General features: G+C 65.4%; 18 protein-coding genes. 7 read left to right on the top strand and 11 right to left on the bottom strand.

All coding sequences use genetic code 11. The annotated features are described in order from the left end of the window. Positions 1 to 153 precede the first annotated feature (153 nt). Positions 154 to 1,350 carry an acetyl-CoA C-acetyltransferase gene (locus HMP06_RS08425; protein ID WP_176496687.1) on the bottom strand — a complete coding sequence of 399 codons (1,197 nt, stop codon included), beginning with the start codon at positions 1,348 to 1,350 and terminating at the stop codon, positions 154 to 156. Positions 1,351 to 1,378: 28 nt separating this feature from the next. Then, the gene (locus tag HMP06_RS08420) at positions 1,379 to 2,458 is read right to left on the bottom strand and encodes an alpha/beta fold hydrolase (protein ID WP_176496686.1); all 1,080 of its coding nucleotides are present in this window, start codon (positions 2,456 to 2,458) and stop codon (positions 1,379 to 1,381) included. Between the two features lie 19 nt (positions 2,459 to 2,477). Between HMP06_RS08420 and phaR the strand changes: the two genes are divergently transcribed. Both phaR and HMP06_RS08410 read left to right on the top strand, forming a co-directional pair. Further along, entirely contained in the window at positions 2,478 to 3,038 is a 561-nt protein-coding gene (phaR, locus tag HMP06_RS08415) for a polyhydroxyalkanoate synthesis repressor PhaR (protein WP_176496685.1), read from the top strand. A gap of 11 nt (positions 3,039 to 3,049) precedes the next feature. Then, complete coding sequence (locus HMP06_RS08410; protein ID WP_176496684.1) at positions 3,050 to 3,229, top strand: hypothetical protein; 180 nt, start codon at positions 3,050 to 3,052, stop codon at positions 3,227 to 3,229. Here the strand turns inward: HMP06_RS08410 and HMP06_RS08405 are convergent. From HMP06_RS08405 to HMP06_RS08365, 9 genes are all read right to left on the bottom strand, one after another. Continuing rightward, the gene (locus HMP06_RS08405; protein WP_176496683.1) at positions 3,223 to 4,374 is read right to left on the bottom strand and encodes an aspartyl protease family protein; all 1,152 of its coding nucleotides are present in this window, start codon (positions 4,372 to 4,374) and stop codon (positions 3,223 to 3,225) included. The two genes, HMP06_RS08410 and HMP06_RS08405, sit on opposite strands and share 7 nt — an antisense overlap. Positions 4,375 to 4,617: 243 nt before the next feature. Continuing rightward, positions 4,618 to 6,144 carry a CpaF family protein gene (locus HMP06_RS08400; RefSeq protein ID WP_176496682.1) on the bottom strand — a complete coding sequence of 509 codons (1,527 nt, stop codon included), beginning with the start codon at positions 6,142 to 6,144 and terminating at the stop codon, positions 4,618 to 4,620. Between the two features lie 95 nt (positions 6,145 to 6,239). After that, positions 6,240 to 6,491, bottom strand: coding sequence for an ATP synthase F1 subunit epsilon (locus HMP06_RS08395; RefSeq protein WP_176496681.1), 252 nt, complete (start codon positions 6,489 to 6,491; stop codon positions 6,240 to 6,242). A gap of 141 nt (positions 6,492 to 6,632) precedes the next feature. Then, on the bottom strand, positions 6,633 to 8,162 hold the full coding sequence (gene atpD / locus HMP06_RS08390) for a F0F1 ATP synthase subunit beta (RefSeq protein ID WP_443026501.1): 1,530 nt from the start codon (positions 8,160 to 8,162) through the stop codon (positions 6,633 to 6,635). A 3-nt stretch (positions 8,163 to 8,165) separates the two neighbouring features. Beyond that, positions 8,166 to 8,843 carry a hypothetical protein gene (locus HMP06_RS08385; protein ID WP_176496680.1) on the bottom strand — a complete coding sequence of 226 codons (678 nt, stop codon included), beginning with the start codon at positions 8,841 to 8,843 and terminating at the stop codon, positions 8,166 to 8,168. Beyond that, entirely contained in the window at positions 8,844 to 9,725 is an 882-nt protein-coding gene (locus tag HMP06_RS08380; RefSeq protein WP_176496679.1) for a F0F1 ATP synthase subunit gamma, read from the bottom strand. It abuts the gene before it with no gap. A 1-nt stretch (position 9,726) separates the two neighbouring features. Continuing rightward, positions 9,727 to 10,020, bottom strand: a complete 294-nt coding sequence (locus HMP06_RS08375; protein WP_176496678.1) for a putative quinol monooxygenase — start codon at positions 10,018 to 10,020, stop codon at positions 9,727 to 9,729. A gap of 5 nt (positions 10,021 to 10,025) precedes the next feature. Beyond that, positions 10,026 to 11,555 carry a F0F1 ATP synthase subunit alpha gene (gene atpA / locus HMP06_RS08370; protein WP_176496677.1) on the bottom strand — a complete coding sequence of 510 codons (1,530 nt, stop codon included), beginning with the start codon at positions 11,553 to 11,555 and terminating at the stop codon, positions 10,026 to 10,028. A gap of 3 nt (positions 11,556 to 11,558) precedes the next feature. Continuing rightward, positions 11,559 to 12,113 carry a F0F1 ATP synthase subunit delta gene (locus tag HMP06_RS08365; RefSeq protein WP_176496676.1) on the bottom strand — a complete coding sequence of 185 codons (555 nt, stop codon included), beginning with the start codon at positions 12,111 to 12,113 and terminating at the stop codon, positions 11,559 to 11,561. Between the two features lie 223 nt (positions 12,114 to 12,336). Here HMP06_RS08365 and HMP06_RS08360 point away from each other — a divergent pair, with 223 nt between their 5' ends. From HMP06_RS08360 to HMP06_RS08340, 5 genes are all read left to right on the top strand, one after another. After that, entirely contained in the window at positions 12,337 to 14,118 is a 1,782-nt protein-coding gene (locus HMP06_RS08360; protein WP_176496675.1) for a methyl-accepting chemotaxis protein, read from the top strand. Positions 14,119 to 14,173: 55 nt separating this feature from the next. Next, on the top strand, positions 14,174 to 14,851 hold the full coding sequence (locus HMP06_RS08355) for a dienelactone hydrolase family protein (RefSeq protein ID WP_176496674.1): 678 nt from the start codon (positions 14,174 to 14,176) through the stop codon (positions 14,849 to 14,851). Between the two features lies 1 nt (position 14,852). Further along, complete coding sequence (locus HMP06_RS17810; protein ID WP_197940730.1) at positions 14,853 to 15,677, top strand: hypothetical protein; 825 nt, start codon at positions 14,853 to 14,855, stop codon at positions 15,675 to 15,677. A 58-nt stretch (positions 15,678 to 15,735) separates the two neighbouring features. Beyond that, positions 15,736 to 16,779: a bifunctional DNA-binding transcriptional regulator/O6-methylguanine-DNA methyltransferase Ada gene (gene ada, locus HMP06_RS08345; RefSeq protein WP_176498436.1), complete on the top strand. Its 1,044-nt coding sequence runs from the start codon at positions 15,736 to 15,738 to the stop codon at positions 16,777 to 16,779. A gap of 98 nt (positions 16,780 to 16,877) precedes the next feature. Further along, positions 16,878 to 17,759, top strand: a complete 882-nt coding sequence (locus HMP06_RS08340) for a CPBP family intramembrane glutamic endopeptidase (RefSeq protein ID WP_176496673.1) — start codon at positions 16,878 to 16,880, stop codon at positions 17,757 to 17,759.

The following is a 17,759-nucleotide window of genomic DNA, read 5'->3' as shown; positions in this document are numbered from 1 at the left end:
TGCTCGGTTGACGGGGAATGAAGTGGAATTTTCACTGCAGCGCAAGCGGAACCTGTCTGGCAGATGAACGAACTATGACAGTTTGAGACAAGTGTGGCGCTTATACAACAGCCGGATCGGGACCATTTTGTTGCGGTGGGGGCAACGACCCCATTACCGCTCGACGCACATCGCAATGCCCATTCCGCCGCCAATGCAAAGCGTGGCGAGGCCCTTCTTGGCGTCGCGCTTGCCCATCTCGTACAGCAGTGTGGTCAGCACGCGCGCGCCGCTTGCGCCGATCGGGTGGCCGATTGCGATCGCGCCACCGTTCACGTTGACGCGCTCGGCGTCCCAGCCGAGTTCCTTGCCGACCGACAGCGCCTGCGCGGCAAAGGCTTCATTGGCCTCGATCAGATCGAGCTCGGCGATGCTCCACCCGGCTTTTTCCAGCGCGCGGCGCGTGGCGGGGACGGGGCCGATGCCCATGATCGACGGATCGACCCCGGCCGAGGCCCAGCTCGCGATCCGCGCGAGGATCGGCGATCCTCGGCGTTCGGCCTCGGCGCGGCTCATCACCACGAGCGCGGCGGCGCCATCGTTCAGGCCGGAGGCATTGGCGGCGGTGACGGTGCCGTCCTTCTTGAAGGCGGGGCGGAGGCCCGACACGTTGTCGATCGTAGCACCGCTGCGGATATATTCGTCATCGGCCACAATCGTATCGCCCTTGCGGCCGGAAATCGTGACGGCGGCGATTTCGTCACGGAAGCGGCCGGAACTCCGGGCCGCTTCGGCCAGATTCTGCGATCGGACCGAGAACGCATCCTGCGCCTCGCGCGTGATCTGATATTGCTCGGCGAGATTCTCCGCGGTGATGCCCATGTGGTAGCGGTTGAAGGCATCGGTCAGGCCGTCCTTGACCATCGTGTCGATCAGGCTGAGGTCGCCCATCTTCTGACCTGCCCGAAGCATTTGCGCGTGCGCGCTCATCGACATGGATTCCTGACCACCCGCGACGACGATCGCCGCATCGCCGCTCGCAATCGCCTGATACGCCAGCGCCACCGCGCGCAGGCCGGAGCCGCACACCTGGTTGACGCCCCAGGCCGGGATTTCCTTGGGGATGCCTGCCGCCATCGACGCCTGGCGCGCCGGGTTCTGGCCCTGGGCTGCGGTGAGGACTTGGCCGAGGATGACTTCCGAAACCTCCTCGCCAGCGACGCCTGCTTGCGCGAGCGCGGCTTCGATCGCGATGCGGCCGAGTTCGTGCGCTGGCGTCGCGGCGAAGGCGCCGAGGAAGCTGCCGACCGGGGTGCGCTTGGCGGCGGTGATGACGATATCGCGGCTTGGGTCGCGGGCGGTGTCTTGCATCGGGTCTCTCCGGGAAATGACGTGGCCGCTATCTAGGCCGGGGGAGGGCGTTTAACCAGCCCGACAGCGGCTCCCACAGTTGCGCCTTGGCGGAACTGCCGACGATCATGCCGACATGCCCCGCGCCAAGATCATGCCGGTCGGGCAAATCGGCCGCGCTGGCGGCGGGGACGATCCGGTCGTTGCGCGACACGAATTCGATCGCCGGGCAGGGGAGCGCGGCGGGGGTGATCGTCGTGCCCGCGATCTGCCAGTGGTTGGCCCCGGTGACGTCTGCGCCGACGAAATCCTCGAATAACTGCCGTCCGGTGGCGTAGGGCAAAGGCGCACCGGCATTGGCCCAATCCTCCATCGCCACGAAACGGCGCGCCGCGGCACTCGCCGGGTCGATGGTGGCGAAGGATTCATATTTGCCGATCGTCCGGGCGGGATCGAGCCGCCAAAAGCCTGATTGCAGGACTTCCATCGGCACCAGCCCGATCGCCGCACACATCGGTTGGGCGGCATGCCATAATCCGGCGATCTCGCCCCGTGCCGCCGAACCAAAGCCGGCAAAGGTCCAGGGCGACGCGATCAAGGCGAGGCCGGCGACGGGTGTCAGGCACGCCGCCGCGAGCGCCATCGTGCCGCCGAGGCAATAGCCGACCAGCACCGGCGGTTCGGCGAATTTGGCGATTAGCGGGAGCAGCACGCGTGTCACATGCGCGCTTACATCCATGTCGCGGGCTTTTGGGGACGGTGTCCCCCAATCGAGCAGGAACGGGCGATGCCCTTGCTGTGCCAGCCAGCGCAGCAGCGAGATGTCGGGCAACAGATCGAGGATGTGCGGTGGGTTGATCAGCGAGGGGACGAACACGATCGCCCGACCGGTGGCGCCCTTCGCACCATAGTCACGCAAGCGCGCCGTGCCTCTGCGAAACCGCGCGGGGGCGGGTTTGGGCGGGCGGCCGCGCGGAAACGCCTGATACGCGCGTAAACCCGCCAGTGCCGCAGCGCGGCGATCGGGCGAGGCTGCGGTCTGTTCGCGCAGCATGTCGAGGAAGAGCGGCAACGGACGCGGTCCGTGTTGCGGTGCGGTATCGAATGGTGGTACGACCGAGGCAACCATAGGGCGGGGAGCCTTTTCCATGAAGAAGACCACGCCGGGCGATGGCCCGGTCACGATCAAGAAGTACGCGAACCGCCGCCTCTATAATACCGAGACCTCGTCTTACATCACGCTTGACCACCTTGCCGCGATGACGCGCGAGGGGCGCGATTTCAAGGTCATCGATGCGAAATCCGAAGAGGATATCACGCACAATATTCTGACGCAGATCATCATGGAAGAGGAACAGCGCGGGCAGACGATGCTGCCCGTCAATTTCCTGCGCCAGTTGATCGCGATGTATGGCGATTCGATGCAGGCGATGGTGCCGGGCTATCTCGAAGCGTCGATGGACAGCTTCCGCCGTAATCAGCAGCAGTTCAAATCGGCGGTCGAGGGCGCGTTCGCCAACTCGCCCTTCGCCGAACTCGCCAAGCAGAACATGGCGATGTTCGAAGCCGCGACGCAGGCTTTCAAGCCGGGCGCCAAGGGCGGCGTCGGCGGTACGGCGCAGACGTCGGCGAGCAAGGACGACGAGATCGCCGCGCTCAAGGCCGAGCTCGGCCGGTTGAACGAGAAGATCGAAAAGCTCGGCGACTGAACGACGCGGTGATGTGGTGGATGGCGGCGGCCGCTGCGGGGGGCGTGGCGATTGCTGCGGGCGTCGGCGACTGGCGCCGCTCGAAACGGCGTGATCTTGATTCGATCGGTTGGGTCGACTGGCGGACGCTGCAGATGTTTGCGCTGATCGCCGCCGCCTGTTGCGCGATCGTGGCGACGCACCTTCAGTAGAAGTGGCGCAGCGTCAGCGTTCTGGTGGCGCCGTTGCACAGGCCGAGCCGGACCGCGCGACCCGGGTGGTCTACCGGCCACGTTAATGGCGCATCGCGTGTGATCGCTGCGTCATCGACACGGCAAATCTGCTCGCCTGCGCGCCATCCGCTGGATTCGGCCGGCCCACCACGCATCACATGTAGCACGGTCAGCCGGTCGGCCTCGGCGCGCAGGATCAGGCCGCTGGTCGAGCGCAACGGCGGCGCGTCGGCTTGCCTGCCGGGGCTCAGCACCATGCGCCCGGCACCGGGATCGAGCAGCACGCGGTAGCCTGCAAGGAAGCCCGATCCGATCCGGCCGTTCATCCCGATCGCCTCCGTATAGCCGCCGCGCGGCTCGACCCGAACTTCCACCGCGCGGGCGGTGAGCGTGGCGCTGCGCAGCAGCGGCACGATCGCGAGGTCAACCACGCTCGCGCCGCCGATGCCAAAGGCAATGGTAGACGTCGTCGCGCGGCGTGCCTCCGGGAGCGTGGCCCAGGCGTTGTGGGTCAGCGTCACCGCGCTGCCATCGCCCGTGTCGACCGCCATCCGCGCGATCGCACGGTCGCCGACCGAAATTTCGGTCACGTACCCCGGCCATGTCCCGGCAACGCGCAGCGGAGCGGTGCTCCCGCGAAACGGCAAGCGCCCCGAGGGCAGCAGGCGAAAGCGCCGCGCGTCATAATCGATGTCGAGCGCATAGCCTTGCGTCAGATCGCGCCCGACGAGCAGATCGACCGCCGCTCCGCCCGTTGCCGCATCGGGCAGGACGGCGGTCGCGAGTTGCGCGCGATGTCGGGTCAATGCGCCGATCGCAATCTCGCGGACATCGACCCAGCCACTCGCGACCGTCCCGCCGATCGCGACGGCGGCGGGGCCGGAGCGGATGCGCAGTTTCGTCCGGTCGACGAAGCTGCGCGACAGCAGCGAGGTGCTCACCCCGGTATCGAGGATGGCGACGACGGGTTGGCCATCGACAGTCGCGGTGAAGCGGATCTGGTTGGCGGGGGTGAGTTGGAACGCAACCCAGCGTGCCTCGGCGTCTGGCGCGAGCGTGTCGAGCGCTGCCGATTGGGGCGCGGCCGCTGTCAGCAGCGGGAGGGTTAGGACAAGCGCGCACATCGAGATGGTCTTAAAGCATCGTTCGGTTAATGTGACTCATATCCCGTTCGCCCTGAGCTTGTCGAAGGGCTGCTTGCCACCCGTCCAGCATCTTGTGTCGCGCTCAGGGCTTCGACAGGCTCAGCCCGAACGGGGTTAGGGTTGCGTCAGATTTGCAGCAAGACGCTCTCGACCGTGCGCGCGCCGTCGTCGATTTGGGTAGCGGTCTTTTACGAAAGGTACGTGCCTAACGAACGGTGACGCTTAGAGGCACGCTTCCAGATAGGCCTGATCGAACCCGAACGTCCGTGCCTTTTCCAGCGTGTAGGGCCGCAGGCCCATCGAGCGATATTCGCCGATGATCTTGCCGTCGGCGGACTCATCCAGATATTCGAACTTGAACAGCTCCTGCGTGACGATCACCGGGCCTTCCATGCCGATCACTTCGGTGACGTTGGTGACGCGGCGCGAGCCGTCGCGCAGGCGCTTGACCTGGATGATCATCTCGACCGAATCGGCGATCTGGCGCGAGATCGCTTCCTTCGGCACCTTGATGTCGGACATCATCACCATATTTTCCATACGTGCGAGCGCCTCCCGCGGGGAGTTGGCGTGGAGCGTACACATCGATCCGTCGTGGCCGGTGTTCATGGCGGCGAGCATGTCGAAACACTCGCTGCCGCGGATTTCGCCGAGGATGATGCGATCCGGGCGCATACGCAGCGCGTTCTTGACGAGATCGCGGATGCTGATTTCGCCCTGGCCTTCGAGGTTGGCGGGACGCGTTTCGAGTGGGAGCCAGTGCGGCTGCTGCAGGCGAAGTTCGGCCGCGTCCTCGATCGTCAGCACGCGCTCGCCGGGGTCGATCATCTTCGACAGCGCGTTGAGCATCGTGGTTTTGCCCGAGCCGGTACCGCCCGAGATGACGACGTTGAAACGGCACGCACCAGCGATCTTCAGCGCGGTCGCCATTTTCGGACTCATCGAGCCGAAGCCCGCCATCATGTCGAGCGTGATCGGCTTGGCGGAGAATTTACGAATCGAGATCGCGGTGCCGCGCAGGGAGAGCGGGGGTACGATGACGTTGACGCGGCTGCCGTCCTTGAGGCGGGCGTCGGCGAGCGGCGTGGTCTGATCGACGCGGCGGCCGACCGAGTTGCAGATGCGCTGCGCGATCTGGAACAGATGCTCCTCGTCGCGAAACTGGATTTGCGCGAGTTCGAGCTTGCCCTTGCGCTCGACATAGGTCTGCTCGGGGCCGTTGACCATGATGTCGGTGATGTTCGGATCGGCGAGCAATTCCTCGAGCGGCCCGAGGCCGAGCAGTTCGTCGACCAGCACCTTTTCCAGCGCGAATTGCTCGCGGCGGTTGAGCGTCAGCTTCAGTTCGGCGAGCACTTCACCGATGATCGGGCGGAATTCCTCGGCGAGTTCGTCCTTGTTGAGCGTTGCCGCCGCCTCGGGATCGACGCGTTCGAGCAAGCGCGGGAGGACCTGTTCCTTGATCTTGTGGATCGAGCTTTCGAACCCCTCGACCTTCGAGCTGCCCGATTCGGCGGACGAGGCCTGCCTGTCGGCGAGGCGCTGCATTGCGTCCTGCTGCGTGCCGGGCATGTTACCCATCGAATCGCTATCGGAGAGGGTCGGCAGCGGCGGGAACTGTTCGCCTGCGCCGGGCGCCGCTTCACCGTCGGAGGGGCGTGCGCTCCCACCGTGCATCGGGCGCGCAACGCCGAATGCGGGTCGCGTTCCCGCTCCGGCCGCTCCGGGTCGACGTCCAAATGCACTCATGCTGCCCGCTTCCTAATGGTCACGGACCATTGGTACGGGCGAGTGTTTGACAATTTACTAACCAAACGCGCCGCTTGCGGCGCTTCGTAGGCTTATTAAGCGGCGCGTTCCGCCAGCACGGTGAGGCCTGCCGCCGAAACCTCGGCGAAACCGCCTTCGATCGCGATCGTCTCGGGCTCGCCCTTTTCAGTGCGATAGACCGACAGCGCGCCGTCGCGGATCGTCGACATGACCGGGGCATGGCCCTCCAGCACGCCAAAATCACCCTCGGTGCCGGGGACGACGACCATGTACACGTCCTCGCTGCGGACGAGACGTTCTGGGGTTACGAGTTCGAAGTGGAGCATTGTTTCTTTCCTTCTCCCTCTCCCCTCCGGGGAGAGGGCCGGGGAGAGGGGCAGTATCGAGCGTGTTGCCCTGATTACTGCCCCTCTCCCGACCTCGCTGCGCTCGGCCACCCTCTCCCCGGAGGGGAGAGGGAGAGTCGATTACGCTTCCTTGGCCATCTTCTCGGCCTTGGCGATCACTTCGTCGATGCCGCCGACCATGTAGAAGGCGCTCTCGGGCAGGTGATCGTATTCGCCGTCCACCACAGCCTTGAACGACTTCACCGTGTCTTCGACCTGCACGAACTTGCCGCTGATGCCGGTGAAGACTTCGGCGACGTGGAACGGCTGGCTCAAGAAACGCTGGATCTTGCGGGCGCGCGACACGGTCGACTTATCTTCTTCCGACAGCTCGTCCATGCCGAGAATGGCGATGATGTCCTGCAGCGACTTGTAGCGCTGCAGCGTCTCCTGGACGCGGCGGGCCGTGTCGTAATGCTCCTGGCCGACGATCGCCGGGGTCAGCACGCGGCTGGTCGAGTCGAGCGGATCGACTGCCGGGTAGATGCCCAGCTCCGAAATCGCGCGGTTGAGGTTGGTCGTCGCGTCCAAATGGGCGAACGAGGTTGCCGGCGCCGGATCGGTCAAATCGTCGGCGGGAACGTAGATCGCCTGCACCGAGGTGATCGAGCCCTTGTTGGTCGACGTGATGCGCTCCTGCAGCGCGCCCATGTCGGTCGACAGCGTCGGCTGATAGCCCACCGCCGACGGGATACGCCCGAGCAAAGCCGACACTTCCGAACCCGCCTGGGTGAAGCGGAAGATGTTGTCGACGAAGAACAGAACGTCCTGGCCTTCGACGTCGCGGAAATATTCGGCGATCGTCAGGCCCGACAGCGCGACGCGGGCACGTGCGCCTGGGGGCTCGTTCATCTGACCGAACACCAAAGCGACCTTCGAACCCTCGGGGGTCGGGTTGCCGTCGGCATCCTTGGCGATGACGCCTGCGTCGAGGAATTCGTGGTACAGATCGTTACCCTCGCGGGTGCGCTCGCCGACGCCCGCGAACACCGAGGTGCCGCCATGTCCCTTGGCGATGTTGTTGATCAGTTCCTGAATGAGCACGGTCTTGCCGACGCCGGCGCCGCCGAACAGGCCGATCTTGCCGCCCTTTGCGTAGGGTGCGAGCAGATCGATGACCTTGATGCCGGTGACGAGAATCGCGCTCTCGGTCGACTGATCGACGAACAGCGGGGCAGGGGCGTGGATCGGCATCGTCTCGGTGTGGCCGACGGGGCCACGCTCGTCGATCGGCTCGCCGATGACGTTAAGGATGCGCCCAAGCGTCTGCGGGCCGACCGGAACGCGGATCTGCGAGCCGGTGTCGGTGACTTCCTGACCGCGGGTCAGGCCCTCGGTCGCGTCCATCGCGATCGTGCGGACGGTGTTCTCGCCCAGATGCTGCGCGACTTCGAGCACGAGGCGGTTGCCGTTGTTCGACGTCTCGAGCGCGTTGAGAATCGCGGGGAGGCGGTCCTGCTCGAAGGTCACGTCGACGACGGCGCCGATGACCTGACTGATGCGGCCGACGCTGTTGGTCGTGGCGATCGGCGCTGCGGACTCGGGCGCTGCGGCTTTGGGAGCGCGCGGCTTGCGGGCGGGCTTGTCGGCGGTTGGGGCTGCGGTGGCCATCGGTTACTTCCTCGTCACTGTGTCGGGGGTCGCTGTATCTGGAGCGGCTTGAGCTTGGGTCGGGTTTTTTGCGCCGGGGCGGATGATTGTGATCATCGAACTCCGATCGCGTTTATACTTGGGGTCGGCAACCGGCCCCGGATCGAACACGATCCGCGCGCCAGGGAGGGCGGCGTCGATCGGCTGCATTGCTTTGATCGCGGCCTTGATCGGGTCGGTTGGCTGGACGTCGAAACGACCGAGGAAGCCCGACAGAACGCGCAGCGGCGTCTTGTCGGCATCGCTGGCGGATTTGCTGTCGCGCCCGTCATCGCCGGTCGAGGTGAAAGTGAAGACGTAGCGATCGACCAGGTCGGCCTTGGTCCCCGATGCTTCCAGCGTGCTGCGCGTCTTGATGGGCGAACGCGGGAGCTGGATCACCTGCTCGTCGCTCTTCGCCGCGAACGTACCGGGTGCGCCAGCGGTCATCGGCCCGATCGCATAGCCAAGGTCCTTGGCGGCGCGGACGCGAAGGTCGGCGTCGGTGAACACCGTGCCCCAGCGCCGTGCCATTTCCTTGGCGGGATCGAGCAAATCGTTCGCCATCATATTGGCGGCATCGACCGTATTGGACACAGGCGCGCCGCCGCATGCGGCGAGTGCCGCACACAGGATCATCGGCAAGGCGCGCGCGATCTTCACTTACTTGAGCGCCTCGGCACCCGAGATGATCTCGACCAGTTCGGTGGTGATCGCAGCCTGGCGGCTGCGATTGTACTGGATCGTCAGGCGGTTGATCATGTCGCCGGCATTGCGCGTGGCATTGTCCATCGCGGTCATGCGGCTGCCCTGCTCCGACGCGGCGTTTTCGAGCAACGCGCGGAACACCTGGATCGCGACGTTGCGCGGCAGCAGCTCGGCGAGGATCGTTTCCTCATCGGGTTCGTATTCCACCGCTGCGCCGCCGTCGGAGACGGGGGCGGCGTTGAGGTCGATCGCAACCGGGATGATCTGGCGACCGGTGGCTTCCTGCACCAGTGCCGACTGGAAGCGGGCGTAGAACAGGTGGGCGATATCGAACTCGCCTGCCTCGAACCGGGCGATCACATCGTCGGCGATCGCGCGCGCATCGGCGAAAGCGACGGTCTTGATGTGGCTCATCTCATGATCGGCGGCGATCTGGTTGGGGAAGAAGCGCTTGATCACGCGGCCCTTCTTGCCGGCCACGTAGAATTTCACGGTCTTGCCGTGCGCTTCGAGCTCCTCGGCCTTGCGGCGGGCGGCGCGAACGATGTTCGAGTTGAACGCGCCAGCGAGACCGCGCTCGGAGGTCGCGATGATGATGAGGTGCGTCTGGTCCTTGCCGGTGCCCGCGAGCAGCTTGGGCGAGGATTCGCTAACCGACACTTTCGACGCGAGGCTCGCCATCACGGCTTCGAGCCGTTCGGCATAGGGACGCCCGGCGACCGCGGCCTCCTGCGCACGGCGCAGTTTTGCAGCGGCGACCATCTTCATCGCCTTGGTGATCTTCTGCGTCGACTTCACCGAGCCGATGCGGATCTTGAGGGCTTTAAGGCTTGCCATGTTACGCCAATCCGTCCCCGAGTTCGGTCATGTGGACGGGCTCGGCGAGCCAATCCTCATACTGTTTGAACACCGCGCGCGTGTAGGGTTGCGCGTGGTGAAAATCGAACGCGGCACGGTCGTGCCAGCGTTCGTAGATGTACAGCGTTGGCGATCCGTCCGCCGCAGGATGCGGATCGAACCGCTCGCACCCTTCTTCCGCCTGCGTCTGCGTGACGATTGCGGCGACGGCAGATTGTGCCGCGTCGAAATCGCCCGACTTCAGGCTGATCCGTGCAAGGTACGTCAACGCCATTGCGTTTACGCGAACGTCTTCGAAAACGCACCCAGCGCGGTCTTCAGCGCTTCGGTCGTCTCCTTCGACAGATCGCGCTTTTCGCGAATGTCGGTGAGGAGATCGGCGTGGTCGGTGCGCATCGCGGTCAGCATCGCTTGCTCGTAGCGGACGACGGCGTTGACCGGCACGGTATCGAGGAAGCCTTGCGTGCCCGCGAAGATCGACACCGTCTGCTCTTCGAACGGCATCGGGCTGTACTGGCCCTGCTTGAGCAATTCGGTCAGGCGCGCACCACGATTGAGCAGCTTCTGCGTCGAGGCATCCAGATCCGAACCGAACTGCGCGAACGCGGCCATTTCGCGATACTGCGCGAGCTCGAGCTTGATCGAGCCCGAGACCTTCTTCATCGCCTTGGTCTGTGCGGCCGAGCCGACGCGGCTGACCGACAGACCGACGTTGATCGCCGGGCGGACGCCCGCGAAGAACAGGTCGGTTTCGAGGAAGATCTGGCCGTCGGTGATCGAGATCACGTTGGTCGGGATGTAGGCCGAAACGTCGCCAGCCTGGGTTTCGATGATCGGCAGTGCCGTCAGCGAGCCGCCGCCATTGTTGTCGTTCATCTTTGCAGCGCGCTCGAGCAAGCGGCTGTGGAGATAGAAGACGTCGCCGGGATACGCTTCGCGGCCCGGAGGACGACGCAGCAGCAGCGACATCTGGCGGTAGGCAACGGCCTGCTTCGACAGATCGTCATAGACGATGACGGCGTGCATGCCGTTGTCGCGGAAATATTCGCCCATCGCGCAACCGGTGTACGGCGCGAGGAACTGCAGCGGGGCCGGGTCGGACGCGGTTGCCGCGACGACGATCGAATAGTCCATCGCGCCCTGCTCGGTGAGCGTGCGGACGAGCTGCGCCACCGTGGAGCGCTTCTGGCCGACCGCGACATAGATGCAATAGAGCTTCTTGCTCTCGTCATCACCCTGATGCGCCGCCTTCTGGTTGATGAAGGTGTCGATCGCGACCGCCGACTTGCCGGTCTGACGATCGCCGATGATCAGCTCGCGTTGGCCGCGGCCGACGGGGACGAGCGCGTCGATCGCCTTGAGGCCGGTCTGGACCGGCTCGTTGACCGAGGTGCGCGGGATGATGCCCGGTGCCTTGACTTCGACGCGGCTGCGCTGGTCGGAAACGATCGGGCCCTTGCCGTCGATCGGGTTGCCGAGGCCATCGACGACGCGCCCGAGCAGGCCCTTGCCGACGGGAACGTCGACGATCGTGCCGGTGCGCTTGACGACGTCGCCTTCCTTGATCTGGCTGTCCGAGCCGAAGATCACGACGCCGACGTTATCAGCCTCGAGGTTGAGCGCCATGCCCTGCACGCCGTTCGAGAACTCGACCATTTCGCCCGCCTGGACGTTGTCGAGCCCGTGGATGCGGGCGATGCCGTCACCGACGCTGAGCACCTGGCCGGTTTCGGAAACCTGGGCGTCGGTGCCGAACGAGGCGATCTGGTCCTTGATGACCTTCGAAATTTCTGCGGCGCGGATGTCCATGATTTAGCCTTTCATCGCGAGCGCGAGTGAGTTCAAACGGGTGCGGATCGACGAATCGATCCGTTGCGAGCCGATCTGGACAACCAGACCGCCGAGAAGTGCGGGATCGACCGCGAGATCGACCGAAACATCGGTGCCGATGCGGGTGCGAAGCTGTGCTTTCAGCGCGTCGACCTGATCGTCGCTGAGCGGGTGGGCCGACGTGACCTCCGCCGTCGTCTCACCACGGTGGCGCGCGGCAAGATTGCGAAAATCGCGGATGATCGCCGGAAGCTTCGCCAGACGACGATTCTCGGCGAGAACGCCCAGAAACTTCGCCGTCGTATCATCGACGTCGATCAACTCGGCCGCAGCAGCGATCGCCTTTGCGGCGGCGCCGCGCGATACGATCGGGCTGGCGATGAGCGCTGCGAACTCAGCCGATTGCGCAATCGTCTCGCGCACGCGGCCCAGGCTGGCTTCGACTGCGTCGATCGCCTTGCTGTCACGCGCGAGCTCGAACAACGCGGTCGCATAGCGTCCGCTTAAGCTTGCTTGAATACCGCCGGATGTCTCCACGCGATTGGGGTCCTCTGAATTTCGATACCGGGGTGCACGAATGGTGGCCCCATGCAGATGGAAGGCGCTTTAGGAAGCACCTGCCGATGGGCTGGCGGGCGGTTAGCATCGGGTCGGGGCGGATGCAAGCGGTGCGGCGGGGCAATCTGATCGGACGGCATTTCATGCAACTGTAACATTCGCTTAACCATTCGTTGGCGGCTTTGCGCGCAGAAGGCCGGACATGAACAGCATCGCCCGGCTACGCTTGCCCCCGATTCTTGCTGCAACTCTCGGTCGCTGGGTCGATCGGTGGGAGGCGGGCGGTCGCAACATGCGCGTACAATTGCGGCGGATTGTCTTTGCGTTGCTTGGAATTCAGGCACTGCTTGCGCTGGCGTTAATTGGAACCACGCTGACAACCAGTCACCGCGTCACCGCGCTGGTGATGGATCGGCTGTACCCGATCGGTGAGTTGCAGCGGGTGAACGCAAGCTATGCCACCGCGCTGCTCACCGCGCACAAGGTCCGCAGCGGAAATCTTTCTCCGGTCGGTGCGATCGCGACGATCGAGGGAACCCGCGCGGAGATCGCGACGAGCTGGGCGGCGTTCACCCGTCACAATCTCGATACGCGTCGCGCCGCCGAAGTCGCGCAGGTCGCGACGGCGCGGCGGGATGCCGACGCTGCGCTCGATCGCCTGCTGGACCTGCTGCGCTCGGGCCGCACCGATCAGCTCGATTTCTTCGTCAGCGGCGCGCTCTATGCCGCGATTGACCCGCTGACCGGCACCAGCAGCACGCTGATCGCCGATCTGCGCAGCGACGCAGCACAGGAGCGTGCCGCGCTCGAGCGGGCCTTTGTCCAAGTCTATATTCTCGTCGCCTTCGTCACGGTTGCCGCGATCCTCGTCGCCTGTTGGGGGATGCGGATGCTGAGCCGCCGAGTCGAGCAGCCGCTTGCCCAGATCGCCGAGGCAACGCGCGACATCACCCTGGAACGCGCCGACGCGCCGATTCCCGCGCTCGACCGCAGCGACGAGATTGGCGACATCGCGCGCGCGCTTGCGTTTGCGCGGCAACGCTCGGCCGATGCGCGGCGCTTGCGCGAGGAGGCGCGCCAGACCGCCGATGCGGTGGGCATGCGCGAGCGCCACGAGCAGGCCGCGCGCGCCCGCCGCGCCGCGCATCTCGACGCGCTGTTCGAGGCGTTCGAAGGTGAGGCGGGGGCAGCCGTCCGGCAATTGGCGTCGGCCGGGCCTGCCTTGCGCGAGACCGCGAGCGCCATGTCGGGCGAAGCCGGTGCGACCGAACAGCAAGCGATGGCGACCGCCGCGATCGCCGAGCAGAGCGCCAACAACGCGCGCACCATCACCCATTCCGCCGCTGCGCTCGCCGGGGCGATCGAGCGGATCAGCCGCGAGGCGAACGAATCGCGCGCCAGCGTCGCCACCGTTCGCGCCCGCACGCTGGAAGGGCGCGACCGCGCCGAATCGCTTGGCGAGATGATCGTCGAGATCGCGGCGGTGCTCGACCTGATCGCGGCGGTCGCGGGGCAGACCAATTTGCTCGCGCTCAACGCCACGATCGAGGCAGCGCGCGCGGGTGAGGCGGGGCGCGGCTTCGCGGTCGTCGCCGATGAAGTGAAGGGGTTGGCACGCCAGACGCAATCGGCCGCCGGGCGGATCGAGGCGCGCCTTGCCGCCGTGCGCAACGCCAGCGACACCGTGCTCGCGACGATCGAGTCGGTCGATGCGCTGGTGGCCGAGCTCGACCAATCGTCGGCGAATGTCGCGAGCGCGGTCGACCAGCAACGCGGCATGACGCAAGCGATTGCGCACGCGATTGCCGAAGTGGAGGACGGCACCGCCGACGCCGCCGCCAACATGCAGACCTTGCGCGAGCGCGCCGAACGATCGCGCCACACCGCCGACCAGGTGACGCGCACGGCGGGGGATGTTGCCGGCGGGGTCGAGCAATTGCGCGGCCAGATCAACCGCTTGATCGCCGACGTCCGCGCGGCGTAGCGCGGCGCGTCGAACCTCGCTAGCGAGTCTGCGGAGCGACAGCAGGAGCGATTCGATGACCGGCGCGATGGAAAAGATGACGATGTCGGATGGCGCGGAGGTCGCCGTCTATCATGTGCAACCTACGGGCGTGCGCAAAGGTGGCCTTGTGCTCGTCCAGGAAATCTTCGGCGTGACCGATCATATCCGCGATCTGTGCGACGGCTATGCCGCCGACGGCTATGAAGTGCTGTCGCCGGCCTTGTTCGACCGCGAGCATCCCGGGTTCGAGGCTGAGTATTCCGGCGACGGTTTCGCCCGCGCGGTGCAACTGGCGCGCGAACTCCACCCGTTCGACCTGTCGCTCGCCGATGTGCAGACCTGCGTCGATGCGCTTGCCGCCACGGGACCGGTGTTCGTCGTCGGCTATTGCTATGGCGGGTCGGTGGCCTGGTTCGCGGCGACCCGGATGCACGGTGTGGCGGCGGCATCGGGCTATTATGGCAGCTTGATCCCGGCGGCGGCGGATGAGGAACCGAAGGTGCCCGTCATCCTCCACTTCGGCCGTTTCGACACCGGCATCCCGATGGAGGGCGTGGACACAGTGATCGCCAAGGATTGGCCCAAGGCGACGGTACACGTGTATGAGGCCGGTCACGGTTTCAATTCGGACCGGCGCAAGGACTATCATGAGCCGAGCGCCGATCTTGCGCGGGAGCGGACGTTGGAATTGTTCGAGGCGAATGGGGGGTAAAATGCATTTCACGCCGGAGCAGCGCGGGGCCTGGACCGAGCAAACCCGCGATAGTCCGTTTAATCGCTGGCTGCGAGACGAAGTGAACAATCGGGATGGAACGCTGGACCTCGCCAAGCTCCACGCGCTTGCTGCGCGGTTCGAAATTGATGCCGGTCGTTATGCCCATCTGAATCCGGGCCAACAGCGCATGAACATAGGCAATCGGCTGCGGAGGATTGTTAGGCCGCATCATTTTCAAGGCTTGGGCCCCCAGATGTCCACAGTTGCGGAACCGCGCGGTAGCGAGCCGGTCACGCCCCAGCCTCAACAGTCGATTCTGGACGAAGACTTGCACCCGGACCGTTCGATCGTCGAACTGCTGCAGCTGCACGCCTCTGCGATCGAATCTTTGCGGCTACGCGGCATCGTAAGGACCGCCAATGCACCAATCGGCGATTATGCTGAACATCTGTTTGCGCAGGCTTTTGGCTGGGAGCTCGAAGTGAACTCTGCGGCTGGTCACGATGCCGTCGATCCGACGACCGGCACCAAGTATCAAATCAAAGCACGACGGCTTCGGTTGGGCCTTCCTAGCGAACGGCAATTAAGTCAGATTCGGGCGCTACCCGAGCTAAAATTCGATCAACTAGCCGTCGTCCTGTTCAACACCGATTTCGGAATTCGTCGCGCGGCGCTCGTCCCGCATGCAACAGTTTCCGCTCTGGCAATCTATGTCGCGCACGTGAACGCGTGGCGTCTGATCATGGATGACGCGATCTGGTCGATCAACGGAGTGATGGATGTGACCGATCAGCTAAGAGCTGCTCAAGCCTTCATGGCGTAGCGCTTTGATCGCAATCGGCGGGATGTCCGACGCCGTCGTTACGCTCTATCCCGATCGCATGACGCAGATCGCTCCCCTCCCGCTTGACCCCGATGCCGCCTGGCGTGCCTTCGAAGCGCGGGACCGGCATTCCGACGGCCGCTTCGTCGGCGCGGTGAAGACGACCGGCATTTACTGCAAGCCGAGTTGCCCGGCGCGCCACCCGAAGCGTGAGAATGTGCTGTTCTTCCGTACGCCGGAGGAAGCGCGCGACGCGGGGTTTCGCGCGTGTCTGCGGTGCACGCCGGACCAGGTCGGGCGCGACCGGATCGCGGTCGCGCGCGCGGTCGCGCTGATCGAGGGTGCGGAGGAAACGCTGGGGCTCGAGGAGCTGGCGGCGCTGGTGGGCTATGCGCCGCACCATTTTCACCGGCTGTTCAAGCGCGCGACCGGGGTGACCCCGGCGGCGTACGCGCGCGGGTTGAAGGCGCGGGCCGCCGCGCACGCGCTGACGCGGGAGACGAGCGTGACCGAGGCGATCTACGAAGCGGGCTATTCGGCACCGAGCCGTTTCTACGAAGGTGCGGGCAAGCGGCTGGGCATGACGCCGAGTGCGTGGAAGCGCGGCGGGGCGGGGGTGACGATCCGCTGGACGATCGCCGCTACCAGTCTGGGCCCGATGCTCGTCGCCGCGACCGACAAGGGGCTGTGCCGCGTGTCGTTCGACGAAGGCGAGGACGCTTTGCACGCGCGTTTTCCTCATGCCGAGATCGTCCCCGGCGGGGCGGCGCTCGCCGATCTGGCGGCGCAAGTCGTCGCCAGCGTGGAGTCGCCGGATCGCGATCAGGATCTGCCACTCGATGTGCAGGGCACCGCGTTTCAGGAGGCGATCTGGCAAGCACTCCGCGCGATCCCGCTGGGCGAGACGCGCAGCTATGCAGAACTCGCGGCGGCAGTCGGCAATCCCAAAGCGGTGCGCGCGGCGGGGACGGCGTGCGGCGCGAATCCGGTGTCGATCATCGTGCCCTGCCACCGCGCGCAGCGCAGCGACGGGACGCTCGGCGGCTATGCTTATGGGATCGATCGAAAGGTTGCGCTCAGGACGCGCGAAGGCGTCGAATGAGCTGGCGTTAGGGTTTCATTCGGCGCGGATCGGGCACGCCTGACCGGTTGCCAAGTGATTCTCGCGTGTTACGGGTGTGGCACAGCAGGGGGAATGCGATGCTACCGACCGAACCGAACACGCCGCCGAACAGCATCATTTGGCGGGTGGTGCATTTTCCGCTGACGCTGCTGGTCATCGCGATCGCGCTGATTATTGCGGGCAGCATGGCTGCACATCTCGTCCTGCCGAGCAATCGATCGGGCGACGTTAGCGGCTGGGTGCGAGTCGCGGTCAGTGCGGCGAATGCGGGCATTATCGTCCTGGCCTATTGGATCTTGGTGCGCTTCGTCGAGCGTCGGCGTGAGGTCGCCGATTTCGCGACGCGCGGGTGGTTGGCCGAACTCGGTGGGGGCTTTGGCGCGGGAGTTGTGCTGTTCTCGCTGGTGTTCGGGATCATCCTGGCGCTCGGCGGATATCGGATCGTCGGGACAAACTCGCCGTCGGTACTGTTGCTGCCGCTCGCCACGTCGCTGCTGACCGGGCTGGTCGAGGAGACGCTGTTCCGGGGCATCTTCTTTCGGTTGATGGAGCGCTTGGTCGGGAGCTGGATCGCGCTGGCGCTGTCGGGCGCGTTGTTCGGGGCGGCGCACCTCGCCAATCCCAATGCGACGCTGTTCGCGGGAATCGCGATCGCGCTCGAAGCAGGGATCATGCTGGCGGCGCTGTACATGCTGACCCGGCGGTTGTGGGCGGCGATCGGGCTGCACGCGGCGTGGAATTTCGCGCAGGGCGCGCTGTACGGCATTCCGGTTTCGGGGTTTCAGCAGGTCGGCCTGCTGAAACCCTCGGTCAGCGGATCGACGCTGTTGACCGGCGGCGCGTTCGGCGCGGAGGCGTCGCTCACCGCCGTGATCGTCGATACGCTGTTCGGCGTGGCCTTGCTCGTCATTGCCTATCGCCGCGGCAACTTCGTCGCGCCGATGTGGGCGCGGCGCTGA

This window comes from Sphingomonas sp. HMP6, from assembly GCF_013374095.1.
Classification (GTDB): Bacteria; Pseudomonadota; Alphaproteobacteria; order Sphingomonadales; family Sphingomonadaceae; genus Sphingomonas.
The sequence above is the reverse complement of the archived record's forward strand: the minus strand, read 5'-3'. Positions and strand labels throughout refer to the sequence as shown.